The organism is Photobacterium rosenbergii (assembly GCF_033022775.1).
In the GTDB taxonomy this organism is placed as follows: Bacteria; Pseudomonadota; Gammaproteobacteria; order Enterobacterales; family Vibrionaceae; genus Photobacterium; species Photobacterium rosenbergii_A.
In genome coordinates, this window is the sequence record NZ_JAWJZI010000003.1 from 502674 (window position 1) to 517286 (window position 14613).

General features: G+C 49.7%; 13 protein-coding genes. 7 read left to right on the plus strand and 6 right to left on the minus strand.

Translation table 11 applies throughout. The annotated features are described in order from the left end of the window. Positions 1-6: 6 nt before the first annotated feature. Positions 7-1563, plus strand: a complete 1557-nt coding sequence (locus R2X38_RS10165) for a SulP family inorganic anion transporter (protein WP_317522105.1) — start codon at positions 7-9, stop codon at positions 1561-1563. Positions 1564-1637: 74 nt separating this feature from the next. Here R2X38_RS10165 and R2X38_RS10170 read toward each other — a convergent pair whose 3' ends face one another. Next, positions 1638-2090: a low molecular weight protein-tyrosine-phosphatase gene (locus R2X38_RS10170; protein ID WP_317522106.1), complete on the minus strand. Its 453-nt coding sequence runs from the start codon at positions 2088-2090 to the stop codon at positions 1638-1640. 206 nt (positions 2091-2296) lie between these two features. Between R2X38_RS10170 and R2X38_RS10175 the strand changes: the two genes are divergently transcribed. The 3 genes from R2X38_RS10175 to R2X38_RS10185 all read left to right on the plus strand — a co-directional run bounded on the left by R2X38_RS10175 (position 2297) and on the right by R2X38_RS10185 (position 4303). After that, positions 2297-3088, plus strand: coding sequence for an adenosylcobinamide-GDP ribazoletransferase (locus tag R2X38_RS10175; RefSeq protein WP_317522107.1), 792 nt, complete (start codon positions 2297-2299; stop codon positions 3086-3088). 11 nt (positions 3089-3099) lie between these two features. Then, the gene (gene cobO, locus R2X38_RS10180) at positions 3100-3705 is read left to right on the plus strand and encodes a cob(I)yrinic acid a,c-diamide adenosyltransferase (RefSeq protein WP_317522108.1); all 606 of its coding nucleotides are present in this window, start codon (positions 3100-3102) and stop codon (positions 3703-3705) included. 163 nt (positions 3706-3868) lie between these two features. Further along, the gene (locus tag R2X38_RS10185; RefSeq protein WP_107301433.1) at positions 3869-4303 is read left to right on the plus strand and encodes a phosphate-starvation-inducible protein PsiE; all 435 of its coding nucleotides are present in this window, start codon (positions 3869-3871) and stop codon (positions 4301-4303) included. Positions 4304-4790: 487 nt separating this feature from the next. On the opposite strand, the gene R2X38_RS10190 is transcribed toward R2X38_RS10185, so the two are convergent. Beyond that, the gene (locus R2X38_RS10190; protein WP_317522109.1) at positions 4791-6116 is read right to left on the minus strand and encodes an anaerobic C4-dicarboxylate transporter; all 1326 of its coding nucleotides are present in this window, start codon (positions 6114-6116) and stop codon (positions 4791-4793) included. 235 nt (positions 6117-6351) lie between these two features. Then, positions 6352-7392 (minus strand): metal-dependent hydrolase, encoded by a 1041-nt coding sequence (locus R2X38_RS10195; RefSeq protein WP_317522110.1) that lies wholly within the window; start codon positions 7390-7392, stop codon positions 6352-6354. A gap of 190 nt (positions 7393-7582) precedes the next feature. Between R2X38_RS10195 and R2X38_RS10200 the strand changes: the two genes are divergently transcribed. From R2X38_RS10200 to R2X38_RS10210, 3 genes are all read left to right on the plus strand, one after another. Further along, on the plus strand, positions 7583-8035 hold the full coding sequence (locus tag R2X38_RS10200) for a CBS domain-containing protein (protein ID WP_317522111.1): 453 nt from the start codon (positions 7583-7585) through the stop codon (positions 8033-8035). A gap of 180 nt (positions 8036-8215) precedes the next feature. After that, positions 8216-9280 (plus strand): HlyD family secretion protein, encoded by a 1065-nt coding sequence (locus tag R2X38_RS10205; protein WP_317522112.1) that lies wholly within the window; start codon positions 8216-8218, stop codon positions 9278-9280. Continuing rightward, positions 9270-10268 (plus strand): DUF2955 domain-containing protein, encoded by a 999-nt coding sequence (locus R2X38_RS10210; RefSeq protein ID WP_317522113.1) that lies wholly within the window; start codon positions 9270-9272, stop codon positions 10266-10268. The genes R2X38_RS10205 and R2X38_RS10210 overlap by 11 nt, the downstream gene beginning before the upstream one ends. 52 nt (positions 10269-10320) lie before the next feature. Here the strand turns inward: R2X38_RS10210 and R2X38_RS10215 are convergent, their stop codons facing one another. From R2X38_RS10215 to apbC, 3 genes are all read right to left on the minus strand, one after another. Further along, a complete protein-coding gene (locus R2X38_RS10215) occupies positions 10321-12468 on the minus strand; it encodes an AsmA family protein (protein ID WP_317522114.1) in 2148 nt (715 codons plus the stop codon). Between the two features lie 190 nt (positions 12469-12658). Further along, positions 12659-13303, minus strand: a complete 645-nt coding sequence (gene udk / locus R2X38_RS10220; RefSeq protein WP_107301439.1) for a uridine kinase — start codon at positions 13301-13303, stop codon at positions 12659-12661. A 206-nt stretch (positions 13304-13509) separates the two neighbouring features. Then, positions 13510-14601 (minus strand): iron-sulfur cluster carrier protein ApbC, encoded by a 1092-nt coding sequence (gene apbC, locus R2X38_RS10225; protein ID WP_317522115.1) that lies wholly within the window; start codon positions 14599-14601, stop codon positions 13510-13512. Positions 14602-14613: the final 12 nt, after the last annotated feature.

Genomic DNA, 14613 nt, shown 5'->3' on the forward strand with positions numbered 1-14613 from the left:
ATAAGCATGTTTGAATTCCCACAATTTTCACGACAATCCGTCAAGAATGACGTTCTTTCGGGGCTCACTGTTGCCCTTGCCCTTGTACCTGAAGCAGTAGCATTTGCCTTCGTGGCGGGTGTTGACCCGATGGTTGGCCTGTACGCAGCCTTCATCGTTGGCTTGGTGACAGCTGTACTGGGCGGTCGTCCGGGTATGATCTCTGGTGCTACCGGTGCAATGGCAGTTGTTATGGTCAGCCTAGTCGCAGAACACGGTATTCAGTACCTTTTTGCCGCCATTATGCTGGCCGGTGTTCTGCAAATACTAGCCGGTGTATTCAAACTCGGTAAATTCATCCGCATGGTACCGCACCCGGTAATGATTGGTTTCGTTAACGGTCTGGCTATCGTGATCTTCCTGGCCCAGCTGGGCCAGTTTAAGGTGCCAGATGCCTCCGGTACCCTGCAGTGGATGCAAGGCTCTCAGCTTTATATCATGCTTGGCTTGGTTGCCCTGACCATGTTCATTATCCACTTCCTGCCAAAGCTAACCAAAGCAGTCCCTTCTTCACTGGTAGCGATTATCACGGTAACCGTACTGGTTCACGGCCTAGGTCTTGATACCCGCACAGTCATTGATTTTGTACGTTCAATGAGTGGCGATGCTAACGCTACCCTGGCAGGCTCACTGCCAACATTCGCTATCCCAGAAGTGGGTTTCAACATGGAAACCCTGCGCATTATCCTGCCATATTCTTTGATTCTGGCAGCGGTTGGCCTGATTGAGTCGCTGCTGACCCTGACTGTGATTGATGAGATGACAGGCACCCGCGGTCAAGGCAACCGCGAATGTGTTGGCCAGGGCCTGGCGAACGTGACGTGTTCCGTATTCGGCGCGATGGGTGGCTGTGCGATGATCGGCCAGTCAATGATTAACATCAACTCTGGTGGCCGTGGACGTCTGTCAGGCATCACAGGCGCAGTAGGTCTGCTGCTGTTTATCCTGTTCGGTTCTTCGCTGATCGAAATCATCCCTCTGGCTGCGCTGGTTGGTGTGATGTTCATGGTTGTTATCGGCACCTTTGAATGGGCGAGCTTTAAGATGGCGCGCAAAGTGCCTAAGCACGACTTCTTCGCCATTATTCTGGTAACCGGCGTTACCGTTGCGTTTGACCTGGCTTTGGCTGTTATCGTTGGTGTGATTTACTCAGCACTCGTATTTGCCTGGAAACACGCCAAGCACATCTACGCATCAAGCTATGTCGATGACAATGGCTCTAAGGTATACGCACTAGACGGACCGCTATTCTTCGGTTCAGTCTCTAACTTCCTAGAGCTGTTCGATGCCAAGAATGATCCAGCCGATGTGATCATTGATTTTGCCAAGTCACGTGTTGCAGACCACTCAGCCATCGAAGCCATTGATACCATTGCCGAACGCTACGCCAACCAAGGCAAGACGCTGCATATCCGCCACCTAAGCCCTGAGTGTCGCTCGCTGCTGAAAAAAGCGGGGAACCTGGTGGAAGTGAACCTGATGGAAGACCCAACCTACAAGGTTGCGACCGATACACTGGGTTAATCACCTTGGTGATTTAAATACAAACAACGCCCGCATTGATGAATGCGGGCGTTTTTTATTGCTGTTTCAAAACATTATAGCCTATCGAGCAAAGCGTCAGACGCTTCTTCGACCAAATCAAGAACATAGTTAAAGCCGCGCTGGCCACCATAGTAAGGGTCCGGAATTTCTTCGACATCCGGGCGGCCGTATTCAAGAAAAAGCGCAAGTTTACGATGCAAGTGGGTTGGGCAGCTACGTTTCAAATCGCGCAAGTTATCGTTATCGGCAGCCAAAACCAGGTCAAACACTTCGAAATCACCTTCGACCACCTGTCTGGCACGGATCCCCTCGAAGCTGTATCCCCGTGCTTCACCAGCAGCACGCGCACGGTGATCTGGTTGCTCACCTTGGTGATAACCTATTGTGCCGGCTGAATCCACCTCGATATCTAAACCTCGCTCTGCAATCTTCGCTCGAAGCACGGCCTCCGCCGTCGGTGAACGACAGATATTGCCCATACATACCACCAAAATCCGCTGTGTCATTGTCACTCCTTAACCACATCTGATCACTGTTAGTTTTGCTCGTTGTTCTTCGCAGTATAAGCGCTCAACCGGATAAAATGGACTATGTCTTGGGTAAAACGGTCAACTGTTTGTTGCCTTGATTACGGCCCTCTCATCGTTACTGGTATCTTGACAAAGGTTGAAGTAACGTATGAGTCTTCGTTATTTCAGCAAGGCCGCTAACCATGTCGCTCCCTCTTCCGGCGTTAAAGCAACAAGGGCAAATTTTCCTGATCGCACTCGCCTTCTTTACCCGTATCCCCATTCCAGCAGATACCCCCTACTCCCCGGAGCTGCTAAACAAGGCCAATCGCTATTTCGCCTTGGTGGGGCTGGTAGTCGGCCTGATAAGCGCGGGCAGTTTCTGGCTGGCGCACCTTTTATTGCCCGCCTCTGTTGCCGTTATCTTTGCCATGGCTGCAAGCCTGCTGCTGACCGGGGCATTCCATGAAGATGGATTAGCCGATGTGTTCGATGGGTTTGGCGGTGGCTGGCAGCCAGAGCAAAAACTGGAAATCATGAAAGACTCCCGGCTCGGTACCTATGGTGCTGCAGCGCTGTTTATTGTCCTTGCGATGAAATGGGCAAGCCTGACAGCCTTAGCCGAGGTATCACCCGCTTTCACCGCCCTGGCACTGTTTTGCCTCCATGGCCTAAGCCGTGCTATTGCTGCTAGCCTTATCTTCAGCTACCCCTATGTTCGCCTCGATGAACAAAGCAAGGTCAAGCCGCTAGCCAATGAGCAAAGCCAACAAGATTTGTGGGTTTTAATTATCACCAGTTTCTTTATATTACTGTTTTTGCCACTGCCAATGGCACTCACGCTCACCATCGCCCTGCTACTGGTTCGCTATGCCTGTGGTCGCTGGTTTACCCGGCAACTAGGGGGCTATACTGGAGATTGCCTTGGCGCATGTCAGCAACTTGCTGAAATTACAGGTTATCTGATCATATTGGCAATAGTAGCCCAACAATAATAAGGATCATCATGGTAGAGCAAACCCAGAAAGACAGCCGTTACAAAGCCCGTCAGCAAAAAGTCAAAGCAGAAATAGATGCCAAAGTCGCCTCTGCGCAAGAAGAAAAGGGTCTATTCCTGATCATTACCGGTAATGGCAAGGGTAAATCCACGTCGGGGTTTGGCACCATCGCCCGTGCTGTCGGGCATGGCCAGAAATGCGGCGTCGGCCAGTTCATCAAAGGCACCTGGGACTGCGGCGAGCGTGCTCTGCTCGAACAACACGATGTTGATTTTGCCGTCATGGCAACCGGGTTTACTTGGGAAACCCAAAATAAAGAAGCGGATACAGCCGCAGCCCAAGCTACCTGGGCGGAGTGTAAAAAAATGTTGGGAAGTGATCGCTATGATGTCATTCTTCTCGACGAACTGACCTATATGGTGTCCTACGGCTATATTGAACTCACTGAGGTCATCGAAGCCATTAATAACCGCCCTGCATCACAGTCTGTTATCGTCACTGGCCGTGGAGCCCACAGGGAACTCATTGATTTAGCAGATACAGTTTCGGAAGTCCGTAATGTGAAACATGCCTTCGAAAGTGGTGTAAAAGCCCGTAAAGGTGTGGACTGGTAACTGATAAGCTTGTTGAAAGTAGCCACTTATTACTTGATGGTGGCTACTTTTTCATCTCGACCTTTGTCACATTTTTCACTTGACCCTTAGCAAGAAAAAGCCAATATTTGGCTCATAACAGGTCTATTTTCTAGACCCATTACAAGTCTTACAAGGGACACAAATGCCTTCACATTTACCAAAAAAATTCAGTGAGATATTCCTCAAACTGTTCCATATTCTCGAAGCTATCTTGCTAGTTGGTATCACCTTGGCCACCTTGGCTGCCATGATCAATGAGTTCATTGTGATCTATACCAACCGCCAGATCGCGCTGACAGATATCTTGCTGATGTTTATTTATCTTGAAGTGCTGGCCATGGTTCAGCAGTTCGTCACCAACGGCAAGATTCCTGTTCGGTATCCGATTTACATCGCAATAATGGCGATAGCACGATACATCACTCTTGGCATGAAAGAGCTCGATGGTGCCTATATTGTCTGGCTATCGGTTGCCGCCTTCATTTTGGCCGCGGCAACCTTGCTCATCCGCCTCGGCCACCATTATTGGCCTTACGAAGATGCCGAAGAACCCGGCTATCGTAATTCGCACGACTAAAAGTAAAAGGGGAGTGAATATTCACTCCCCCCTTCTTTCAAAGATGATTCTACTCTTGGTGCGATTGAGACTTCTTGGATTTGCCCAGCTTGTTCTTGTAGTAAGCCTCAGCTTTTTTAACGACTTTGTTATGCATTTTTGCACGAAGCGACTCGAAGTCTGTCACCGTCAAAACCCGTTTTAAACTATTAATTTCTACCTCACCAATTTCCTAGATACACTCAACCATCACAATAGCGGTTAATAACAAACCACCAAACCCTAACGAAATAAGATACTTTTTAATCAATTATATACTCAATTAATTGCTTGGTTGACTATTTTTTGTCGCGATTTACATAACTTTAATTACTCAGTGCATTTCAATATACATAAAAAAGCCAGTGACCGTAATCACTGGCTTGAGTTTAAAATTAACGCATTGCATTAAATGCGCTGACAACCCTCTCAATCCCGCACCTTGAGGTAACTTGGGTATTATTATTTTTTAAACTATCAATTGCGCAATCGTGTAACCAAACGCACAGGCTGAAACCACCCCAATCAAACCCGGTACCATGAAACTATGGTTGAAGTACCATTTACCAATTTTTGTCGTGCCGGTGACGTCAAAGTTACATGTCGCGATATCCGATGGGTAGTTCGGAATGAAGAAGTAACCATACGTGGCAGGCATCAAACCAATCAATAGTGCCGGGTTCAAACCCATTGCCATACCGACCGGCAACATCATTCGTGCTGTTGCCGCCTGGCTGTTAACCACCACAGAGACAATAAACAGCGCTAGAGCAAAGGTCCATGGGTAATCCTGAACCATCTCAGTAATGCCCGTTTTAAATGAAGGCATTGCATACTGGAAGTAGGTATCACTCATCCAGGCAATACCAAAAATAGCAATGGCCGCCACCATACCCGATTTGAACACGACTCCTTCAGGGACTTTCTGCACATTAGTGCGAGTCACCAGCAAAATCAGACCACCAAATGCCAGCATCATCATCTGGATAATCACCGACATCGGGATCGCCTTGGCACTGTCGCCAATGGTACGAATTTCAGGCACCATCGCAACCACAACAATGGATACCAAAGCAAGGATGAATAGCAGCACTGCATGTTTGGCTGACTCAGGTAGTTTTTCGTCCAGTGATGTCGCCGTAGTATGAAGAATTTTATCTTTCCATAGCGGATCGCGCAGGCGACGCTGGTACTCGAGATCTTCAGACAAATCCGCTCCACGGCGCAAACTATACAGTGATAGCAGGAAGGTACCGAGCAAAGTCGATGGCACGGTAACCATCAGGATAGTCAGCAGGTGAATACTCTCCTGCACACCAGATAACTGGGCAAGATAGTATACAACCGCCGCCGAAATAGGGCTCGCCGTGATGGCCAATTGGGAGGCAACAGAAGAAGCAGCCATCGGGCGTTCCGGGCGAATACCGTTCTTTAGCGCCACATCACCAATAATCGGCATGATGGAGTATACGGCATGACCGGTCCCCAACATAAACGTCATGGTGTAGGTAACCAACGGGCCAAGGAAAGTCACACGCTTAGGGTTGCTACGCAAAATGCGCTCAGCCACCTGGAGCATGTACTTAAGGCCACCAGCAGCCTCCAGAATAGACGCACAAGTAACCACGGCCAAAATAATCAGCATCACCGTAATTGGCGGTGAGGTCGGTGGCATCCTGAAGATAAAGACCTCAATCAGCAAACCAAGACCGGATACTACACCCAAGCCGATACCGCCAAAGCGGCTACCGGCGTAGAGTACCAAGAGGAGAAATAAAAACTCCAAGTACAGCATATTCGCTATCTCCCTATATCGAAACGTTTACCCCATAAGAGGCAGTCAATTGAAATTGGGAGCATAGTGGCAGTCTGGAGCTTGCAGCTAATTGATACTTATCAATTTCTACAAGTTATTTTCTGCAGGTGAATTGAAGTGTGAATAACAGCGTATAAACGCCGTACGCTAAGCGAGAAGTAGCTACACAAATTGTACTAGTGACAAACCTGATATTAACCAACATGCTACATACTTATCGGCTCGCCAGCGGTACGTCAGGCTTCGGGCATTCAGACACGTGGCATAAGTTGGCATCAATATCTTGGTTACCGAGTAATCGCAGCCACAGGTTTGGAATTTGAGCCAGTCTGCCCCTTGGGCTTTCAACCTTCACAGGATCAATGCTTGTCCACTCGCCATCCTTTTCCGCCAATGCGAACTGGAAAGCTAACTGCTCCCCCATCCCCAGCCGTAAATCTGACGCTACCAAGTTTGACTGGCGCAGCTCATACTTGATAAAGCCACCAGTGAAGTGCTCAAGCATTTTTTGGTGGTCAGAAGCCAGCTCTTTAGGCCAAACGCCCAAAGGCTTTTGCAGAAAGTCTATCTCGGTATCGCCGTCCAGTACCGAGGATAAGCCTTCGTAATAATTGTCTTCACCTTTTACTAACACTCGCCATAGCACGGTGTTAAATGGTGTCGGAGTAATAAAGACTGGCTGTCCGGCAAGCGGAGTGCCCACGAGCTGCTGCTCGACCCTGTTATCGATGACATTCATCGCACTTACCGACCAGGCGATATATAGCATTGAAACCGTCAGACCGGCACGGCAGAGCTTCGCGATACGATCACGCCACAGTAGGCTGGCCAAAATGACGAGCAACAACGGGATAGTGTAAAGTGGGTCGATAATGAACAAGCTTGGCACCGCTATCGGGATATTGATCGGCCAAAACAGCTGGGTGCCATACGCGGTCATCGCGTCAAGCAGCGGGTGGGTCACCAGACAAGCCGCAACCAGCAGCCAAAGCTGACTGAAGCTGAAACGGGTTGGCCGCCATTTTTGCCACAACCCGCTCAATAGAAAAGAAAACGGCAAAAGCACAAACAACGAGTGGCTGAAGCCACGGTGCTTAACCATGTCCGAGACAGGGTCACCATAGCTAATGAGCACATCAAGATCCGGCAGCGTGCCCAGAGCCGCACCTGCCAACAAAATCTTCGGGGAACACTTCCTGCCAGCGACTGCACCGGCAACTACTGCCCCCAATGCCGCTTGTGTTACTGAATCCACAATTAATCCTTATTCATTTTGTGAGCCGCCACCTTAACAGAGCTATTAGTAGCTACGCAACAAGTTACAAAATTGTTTACATACGAATAAATTGTTGCGTTAAAACTGGGGGTGGCTCGCAGATCAACCGCGCAATATTCGCTACGGTAAATCAGGCAACATCCATCAACTTTGATAAAAGGAAGATGCAATGCCAACAAAAGTCTCGGAATACATGACACGCAAAGTCATCACTACCTCCCCTGAAACCGGTCTAAGAGAAGCCTTCTTTTTGATGCGCGATGAAAATATTCGTCACCTCCCCGTTGTCAATGATGAAGGAGAGCTAGTCGGGATAGTGAGTGACAGAGAGCTCCGCCGTCCAGGCTGGGTCGATGAATCACCTGAAATCGGCCATGAATACCACCTGACGGATGAGTGGCACATCAGCGATGTGATGATCCGGGATATTGTCCACGTCCGCACCTACGACACACTGACAAAAGCTATCAGCACAGTATTGGATTTCCATGTTGGCGCGGCGCCCGTATTGGACAAAACAGGCCAGTTGGTCGGGATGCTGTCGGCCATTGATCTGCTGAAGGCCTTCCAGGACATTCTAGAAAGCCAGAAGTCGGCCAAGAAAAGAAAACAGCTGGTTTGACCCTTCATCTCCCCGCATGTGGAACTGCACCTGTACCCGACCTCCCCTCAACAGTGTGAGGGGCTCCCCCTCACACTAAAGTGCTTTGCCATCAATTTGAATTAGGATAGCATTTGATAACAAATACTTATTTCACCTGAACCTACCATCCACCTCAGGTATTGGAAAAGAGTCAATAACATGTCCAAAGCGGAAAAGTCCTCCAGAAAGCTAAGCTATTTCATCATCGGCCTCATTCTTACCATCTGGCTCTACAGCCTATGGGCCGATCGGGTAACCCCGATCACAGGGGTCGCCAGGGTCCACTCCTACCTAGTTAGAATCGCCCCCGAAGTCTCGGGAAATATCATCGAAGTGCATGTCAAAGATAACCAAGTAGTTCGTGCCGGTGACGAACTGTTCAAGGTTGATCCCAGGGACTACCAAATTGGCCTACGCACGGCCCAGGCCAACCTAGCCATGGCGGGGCAAAATATCGGATCGAACACGGCAGCCGTCGAAGTCGCGCAGGCAAACGTCGTCGATGCGCTCGCTGCCCGCAATAATGCGAGGGAGCAGGCAGCAAGAATCACCGAGCTGGCTGCAAAGGGGGTACTGAGCAAAGCAGATTTGGACAATGCCACCGAGGCCCGGCAGCGTGCTGAAGCTGCGTTGGACGCGGCTGAAGCGGCGCTAGTGCAGGCCAAACACAACCTTGGCCCGGAAGGAAAAGACAACCCGCAAATCCTTGCCGCGATTGCAAGTTTGGAAAAAGCCCAACTGGACTTGCAAAAAACCCAGGTACTCGCTCCCTCAGATGGCATCGTGACTAACTTGCAACTGACCATCGGCCAGCAGGCAACCGTTGGCTCGCCGATGCTAACGTTTATCGATCCAAGAGGTGTCTGGATCTCAGTATTAGTCAGGGAAAATTCACTGGAACATATTCGTGTCGGCCAGAAAACAAAAATCGTCTTGGATGCCCTACCGGGGCGGGTTTTAGAAGGCCGTGTTGATAGTATCGGCTGGGGCACGGGCGGAAGTAACGACATCGATCAGTCGACGGGCTTCCTTATTGCTGATAACACCTCTTTAAATGCACAACGTTATCCTGTCAACGTCGTGTTTGAAAGCGGCAATGTGCCAAAGAATATTCGATATGGCTCACAAGCAACCGTCGCCTTTTTCACCGAGCAAAGCACAGTCGGTCAGTGGTTGGCATCGCTGTGGATGCGGATTTTGAGTGTGTGGACTTATGTTTCATAGTGCGGCAAATCCAGTCATTCGCCTTGTCTTTGTCCCGATATTGCTGCTGTTCTACCTGCAATATCAAGGGGCCGCACTGCCGTTTATCGCGCCGATCTTTGTGGTGATTTTCTTAACCCTGATGCCATCAAGGCCACCGCTCAACATGATGCTGAAATTATTGTTGATACTGGTTTTTGTCAGCTTTGGCGTCGTCACCCTGGGCCGGCTGCTGCTGGATTCCCCGACAGGTTTCATCATGTACAGCTGGTCATTACTGTTCTGGAGCTACTACCGCAGCCACCATAACCCAAAAGATATTGTGTCGACCCTGGTATTGATCGTTGTGCTGATCATGGTGGTAATGAGCAAGCAAATGGGCTTGCCGCTGAACGGCTTGCCCTGGCTGCTTTTTAGCAGTTTCATCCTGGCTTTAGTGGCCACCTACCTCGGTTTCTGGCTCTTTCCTGGCGATGAAAAAGACATTCTTCCAGACGAGGCGAGTTTAGAGGGGGCAGAGAAGCATGTTGGCCTGATCGCCTTCAAAGCGACAGCGATGGTTATCGTGCTAATGGCACTGATATCAGCAGACAGCTCACAGTCTTTGCTTATTGCGATTACGTTCGGCAGCATGATCAAACCCCCTTCATACCGAGACAACCAAACCTTTGGCTACTACAGGCTTGTGACGACCACTGTCGGCATATTGTTTACTATTCCCTGCATGTTATTAGTCACGGCGGGGGTCCCTTCATTTGTCGTATTGGGGGTGACTCTGTTTTGTGGTCTGCAGTTGGCTGCTTTTGCAATACGCCGGCAAACACACTTAACCATTTACCAGCTACTGTTTACCAACTTCACTGTATTGACCTACCAGATAATCAGCAACCCGGGGAGCGATTCCTTTTCGGCACAAATGATGAGGCTGGTTTCCATTGCTACCGCCATTTTGCTGGGGACGTTAGTGCTCAATTTAGTCCGGGATATATCACACAACCAAACCCACTAGAACAAGCAAGGGCCACACTATGTGGCCCTTTTCATCAGCTAGACTGAGTTATTCAGTTAAACAGCCCTTTGAGCAGCTTGTCTGCCGCCTTTTTAATATCTTCGTCTTGGGCTTTGTCGCCCAGCAGCTTCTCGAGGCCGCGCTCCACTTCGCGCTGCGCCTTCTGCTCAAGCTCATTGTTCTGCTTCAGCAGCTGAGCAATATTGAGTGAGAACGCTGGCTCGCTCCAATGACCTTTAACGTCAATAGGCACAGTCAGGTCGGCCACTTCATCAATATCTTTACCGCCCTGTCCTTTACTGGTAGCAACAACAGAGGTATTGACCGCAAAGTCGATAGTTTCATCGACCAGACTGGTAGAGCCATTGCCGTTAATGCGCAACAACGGCGAGTCAATATCAAGGTTACTGGTAGAGGCTATGCCTTTGCCCAAATTGATCGTTGAAGACATTGAAGAGAAATCCGTCTTCTTCTCTTCTTTAACGTATTCCGCCTTTTGGCCTTTCAAGGTTGCACGGGCCTCGCGAATCATTTCTGGAATATTCACACCATAGATAGCGCCATCGGCAAAACGGATATCCACCGTACCGGCGATATTTTCGCGAATGCGTTTTTCGGCGAGTCCGGTGCCCAACACATTAACCGTAATATCACCGCTACCGGCCAAAGTATCATTTTGCGCTACGTCCACCAGCAAAGGTTGAACTTGTACGCCCTTGATCTTCTTGGTTACACGGTAGGTTGGCAGCTTCCCGTTAGCATCGATTTTAGCAGTGGCATGAATAGTGCCTTGATAAAGCTTGGCATCAAGACCGCTCAGATCAAACACGCCATTTTTCACCGTCATCGCCAGCGTCACATCACTCATGTGAGCATTAGCGGCTTTGAATTGGCCAACAGCAAGTTTACCGGCCAGATCGAGTGTTTTTAGCACGCTCAGATCAGGCTCTTTATCTTTTTCACTCGCAGATCCTGTATTCGCTCCGGCAGTGCCAGCTTGATTCGAATCATCACCTTGCTGTGATGAGGCGCTCTCATTGCCTGTACCAAGGAAAGCGTCAACATCAATGTGGTCGGAAGACAAATCAAAACGGATCACTGGTATATCGGCTGACTGGAAAGATGCACTCCCCGCCACTGCCAGTTCATTGACTGACGCCTTTAACGAAGGCAACTCAGCCAATCCATTCTCCAGGTGATATTTGGCATCCGCCTCTAGGCCAATTTTCATCTCGGGGCGTGGCAGGCTGGTACCTTTAGCATCAACATTTACCTTGGCCGCTTTCAAATCAATGACCTTAACCGCTTCATCCACCATCAGCTGGGTCGATCCCTGGGTGTTGAAACTCAAATCCGGTACCTGACCTTCAATGGCAAACTCAATCGTTGACCACTCACCCAGTTTGAAGCTATCCAACGAGATAGTGGCATTGCGAATATCATTGACCGAGTCTTTAGCGCTAGCCTTAAACGACAATGCTTTAAGCTCAGCACCATCCAGCGTCTTGGCAATCAACAGATCCGTTTGACCTTCGGCACTGAAGCTGAGCTCACCCGCGCTGCCGGTAATATTGAACTTCGCGGCCGTCCACTCACCCGGGGCAAATTGGTCGATGGAGAAGTCAAGGCGCTCAACTTCTGTTTTGCTACCGGCTTTATCGTCAATGATCAGAGCACTGGCATTGTTGATTTCAACGCCCGCCAAGCTGATCTGCCAGGCTTGTTGCTCTGGTTGTGGTACGGGTTGTTCAGTCTCTGTAGGTGACGGTTCGGCCACTGACTGATCTGCAGCAGAACCTGTTTTATCTTGTCCTGACAAGCCATCAAGGTTGCTGACACCATTTTCGAGGGTTTGGATAAACACCCGGCCACCGAGCAAACTGACATTGCCGATTTCCAGTTGTTGGGAGAACAGTGGCGTAACAGAGACGGATAGCTCTGCCTGCTCGAACTGGGCGAGGTTAGGCTCGGCAAAACCCTGCGGGTTGCGGAATTCTGTTTTGCCGATATCAAACCCGATACTCGGGAAGAAACGCCAGCTGATGTCGCCTTCGATCACCAAATCACGCCCGGTCGCTTTTTTTACCTGCTCGGCAATCATCGGTTTAAACTGGTTTGGATCAACCAGTGCCACCAAGGCCGCGATACCGATAACGACTACAACGAGTATCGCAACCAAAGCCATTATTATTTTTTTCATTACATCCCCATCTTTCATCCATGCTCATCAATCGAGCCTAGCGCAAAGTTATCTGATCCCATTGTGGCATATAGCCCAACGACTTCAAGTGATTGAAGTCTATACCCAACATACAACCGCTTTGTTTTTTCTAGGTAAAAAAATAGGCAGCGTAATGCTGCCTATCGATATTCATTGGTCAGGGGTGACGTTAAGCACGTAGCAACTTGGCAATGTGTGCTTTCAGTACGTCAATCGCAATACGGTTTTTACCGCCACGAGGAACAATGATGTCTGCGTACTGCTTAGATGGCTCGATGAACTGCATGAACATCGGGCGTACTGTCTTCTGGTACTGCTCAAGAACAGATTCCATCGTACGGTCACGTTCAGCAACATCACGCTGAAGACGTCGAAGCAGACAGATGTCTAGCGGCGTATCCATGAATACGCTAGCGTGCATGATTTCACGCAGACGAGGATCAGTTAGCAGCAGGATACCTTCCAGGATGATCACCTTCTTCGGCGTCAGCGTGGTGGTTTCCGTCATACGCGTATGCTCGCTGTAGCTGTACTGAGGAACTTCCACCGCTTCACCGCGGATCAACTGCTCAAGATGGTCACAAAGTAGGTCGTGATCCAAGGCATTTGGGTGGTCGTAGTTGGTCTTTACCCTTTCATCCATGCTTAGGTGGCTTTGATCGTTGTAGTAGCAATCTTCCGTGATAACACCGATCTGATGATCGCCTACTTTTTCTTTTAGCTCTTTATAAACTGTGCTGGCAATCAGACTTTTACCGGATGCAGAGGCACCTGCAATACCGATAATAACGCATTGGTGAGAGTGTTCAGACATATCAGAAAGCACCTGTAAAACAACGTGGCGTAGTGGACAAACCGTAACAAAAAGCCCACGTCCCATCACTCACTGTGTCGGGAAGTGGCTCAAATAGGCATAAATAAACCGCATGATTATAGGCAGATGTAGGGGCAGATGCCAGTAAAAAAGCGGCATCCGCCACGTTTGCTCAGAAACTCTGCAAGTTTGCGCGAAGCAATGGTTTACATTGTACGAATTGTGATCTGCTCGACCACCGGCGTGCCTTGCCAATATAGACGGCTGGCCACAGAGCCGGCCAACTGGATGTAAGCCTGTGCCTGCTCAGAGTCAGGGGATGCCGCAACTGTTGGCTTACCGTTGTCGATATCTTCGCGAATTTTGATATGCAATGGTAACTGGGCAAGCAATGGAACCGCATATTCCTGCGCCATGCGCTCAGCCCCGCCGGTACCAAAAATAGGCTCGTGGTGGCCACAGTTACTACAGATGTGGTAGCTCATGTTCTCGACCACACCCAAAACAGGCACATCGACCTTATTGAACATGCTGACCCCTTTGATAGCATCAGCCAGTGCCAGATCTTGCGGTGTGGTCACTACGACCGCGCCGGTAACTGGGATCTGCTGGGCCAGTGTCAACTGGATATCACCTGTGCCCGGCGGCATATCGATAACCAGATAATCCAGCTCTGGCCACCAGGTCTCAGCGATGATCTGGGATAGCGCTTTCGAGGCCATCGGACCGCGCCAAATGGTCGCACTATCAGCAGGCACCAAGTACCCGACAGAGTTGGTGAACAGGCCGCATGACTCAATCGGCATCATCATCTTGCCATCCGGAGACTGGGGTTTCTCATCGACTGTACCCAGCATCATAGGCACTGATGGGCCGTAGATATCGGCATCGAGTAAGCCGACTTTGGCCCCTTGGGCTTGCAAACCCAACGCAAGGTTAACTGACGTGGTCGATTTGCCGACCCCGCCTTTGGCCGAGCTCACCACAATAATGTTCTTAACGCCATTGAGTGGCTGCTTGTCACCTGCGGCCAACGGTGCCACACGGCAGGAAATATCGAAATGAATGTCACTGGCAATATGATGGAGTTTTTGCTGGGTAATGATCCACTGCTCCAAAAGCTCTGCAACTTGGCTGGCGGCAAAAGGAAACGTCACCGATATTTTACCGTCAGCCGACACCGACACCACATTGGTCGTCTCGGCCCACTCCTCGTGTAGCCAAGGGTGCTCAAACTGGTTCAACCAACGGCAAATATCTGCCACGCTTTCGAAACGGGTAATTGAGTCATTGCTCATGATCTTTTAGCG

Bases quoted from the DNA above. Each gene is read 5' to 3' on its own strand.
- udk (WP_107301439.1), bottom strand. From the start codon at position 13,303: ATGTCTGAACACTCTCACCAATGCGTTATTATCGGTATTGCAGGTGCC.
- R2X38_RS10190 (WP_317522109.1), bottom strand. From the start codon at position 6,116: ATGCTGTACTTGGAGTTTTTATTTCTCCTCTTGGTACTCTACGCCGGT.
- cobO (WP_317522108.1), top strand. From the start codon at position 3,100: ATGGTAGAGCAAACCCAGAAAGACAGCCGTTACAAAGCCCGTCAGCAA.
- R2X38_RS10185 (WP_107301433.1), top strand. From the start codon at position 3,869: ATGCCTTCACATTTACCAAAAAAATTCAGTGAGATATTCCTCAAACTG.
- apbC (WP_317522115.1), bottom strand. From the start codon at position 14,601: ATGAGCAATGACTCAATTACCCGTTTCGAAAGCGTGGCAGATATTTGC.
- R2X38_RS10215 (WP_317522114.1), bottom strand. From the start codon at position 12,468: ATGAAAAAAATAATAATGGCTTTGGTTGCGATACTCGTTGTAGTCGTT.
- R2X38_RS10200 (WP_317522111.1), top strand. From the start codon at position 7,583: ATGCCAACAAAAGTCTCGGAATACATGACACGCAAAGTCATCACTACC.
- R2X38_RS10205 (WP_317522112.1), top strand. From the start codon at position 8,216: ATGTCCAAAGCGGAAAAGTCCTCCAGAAAGCTAAGCTATTTCATCATC.
- R2X38_RS10165 (WP_317522105.1), top strand. From the start codon at position 7: ATGTTTGAATTCCCACAATTTTCACGACAATCCGTCAAGAATGACGTT.
- R2X38_RS10170 (WP_317522106.1), bottom strand. From the start codon at position 2,090: ATGACACAGCGGATTTTGGTGGTATGTATGGGCAATATCTGTCGTTCA.
- R2X38_RS10175 (WP_317522107.1), top strand. From the start codon at position 2,297: ATGTCGCTCCCTCTTCCGGCGTTAAAGCAACAAGGGCAAATTTTCCTG.
- R2X38_RS10210 (WP_317522113.1), top strand. From the start codon at position 9,270: ATGTTTCATAGTGCGGCAAATCCAGTCATTCGCCTTGTCTTTGTCCCG.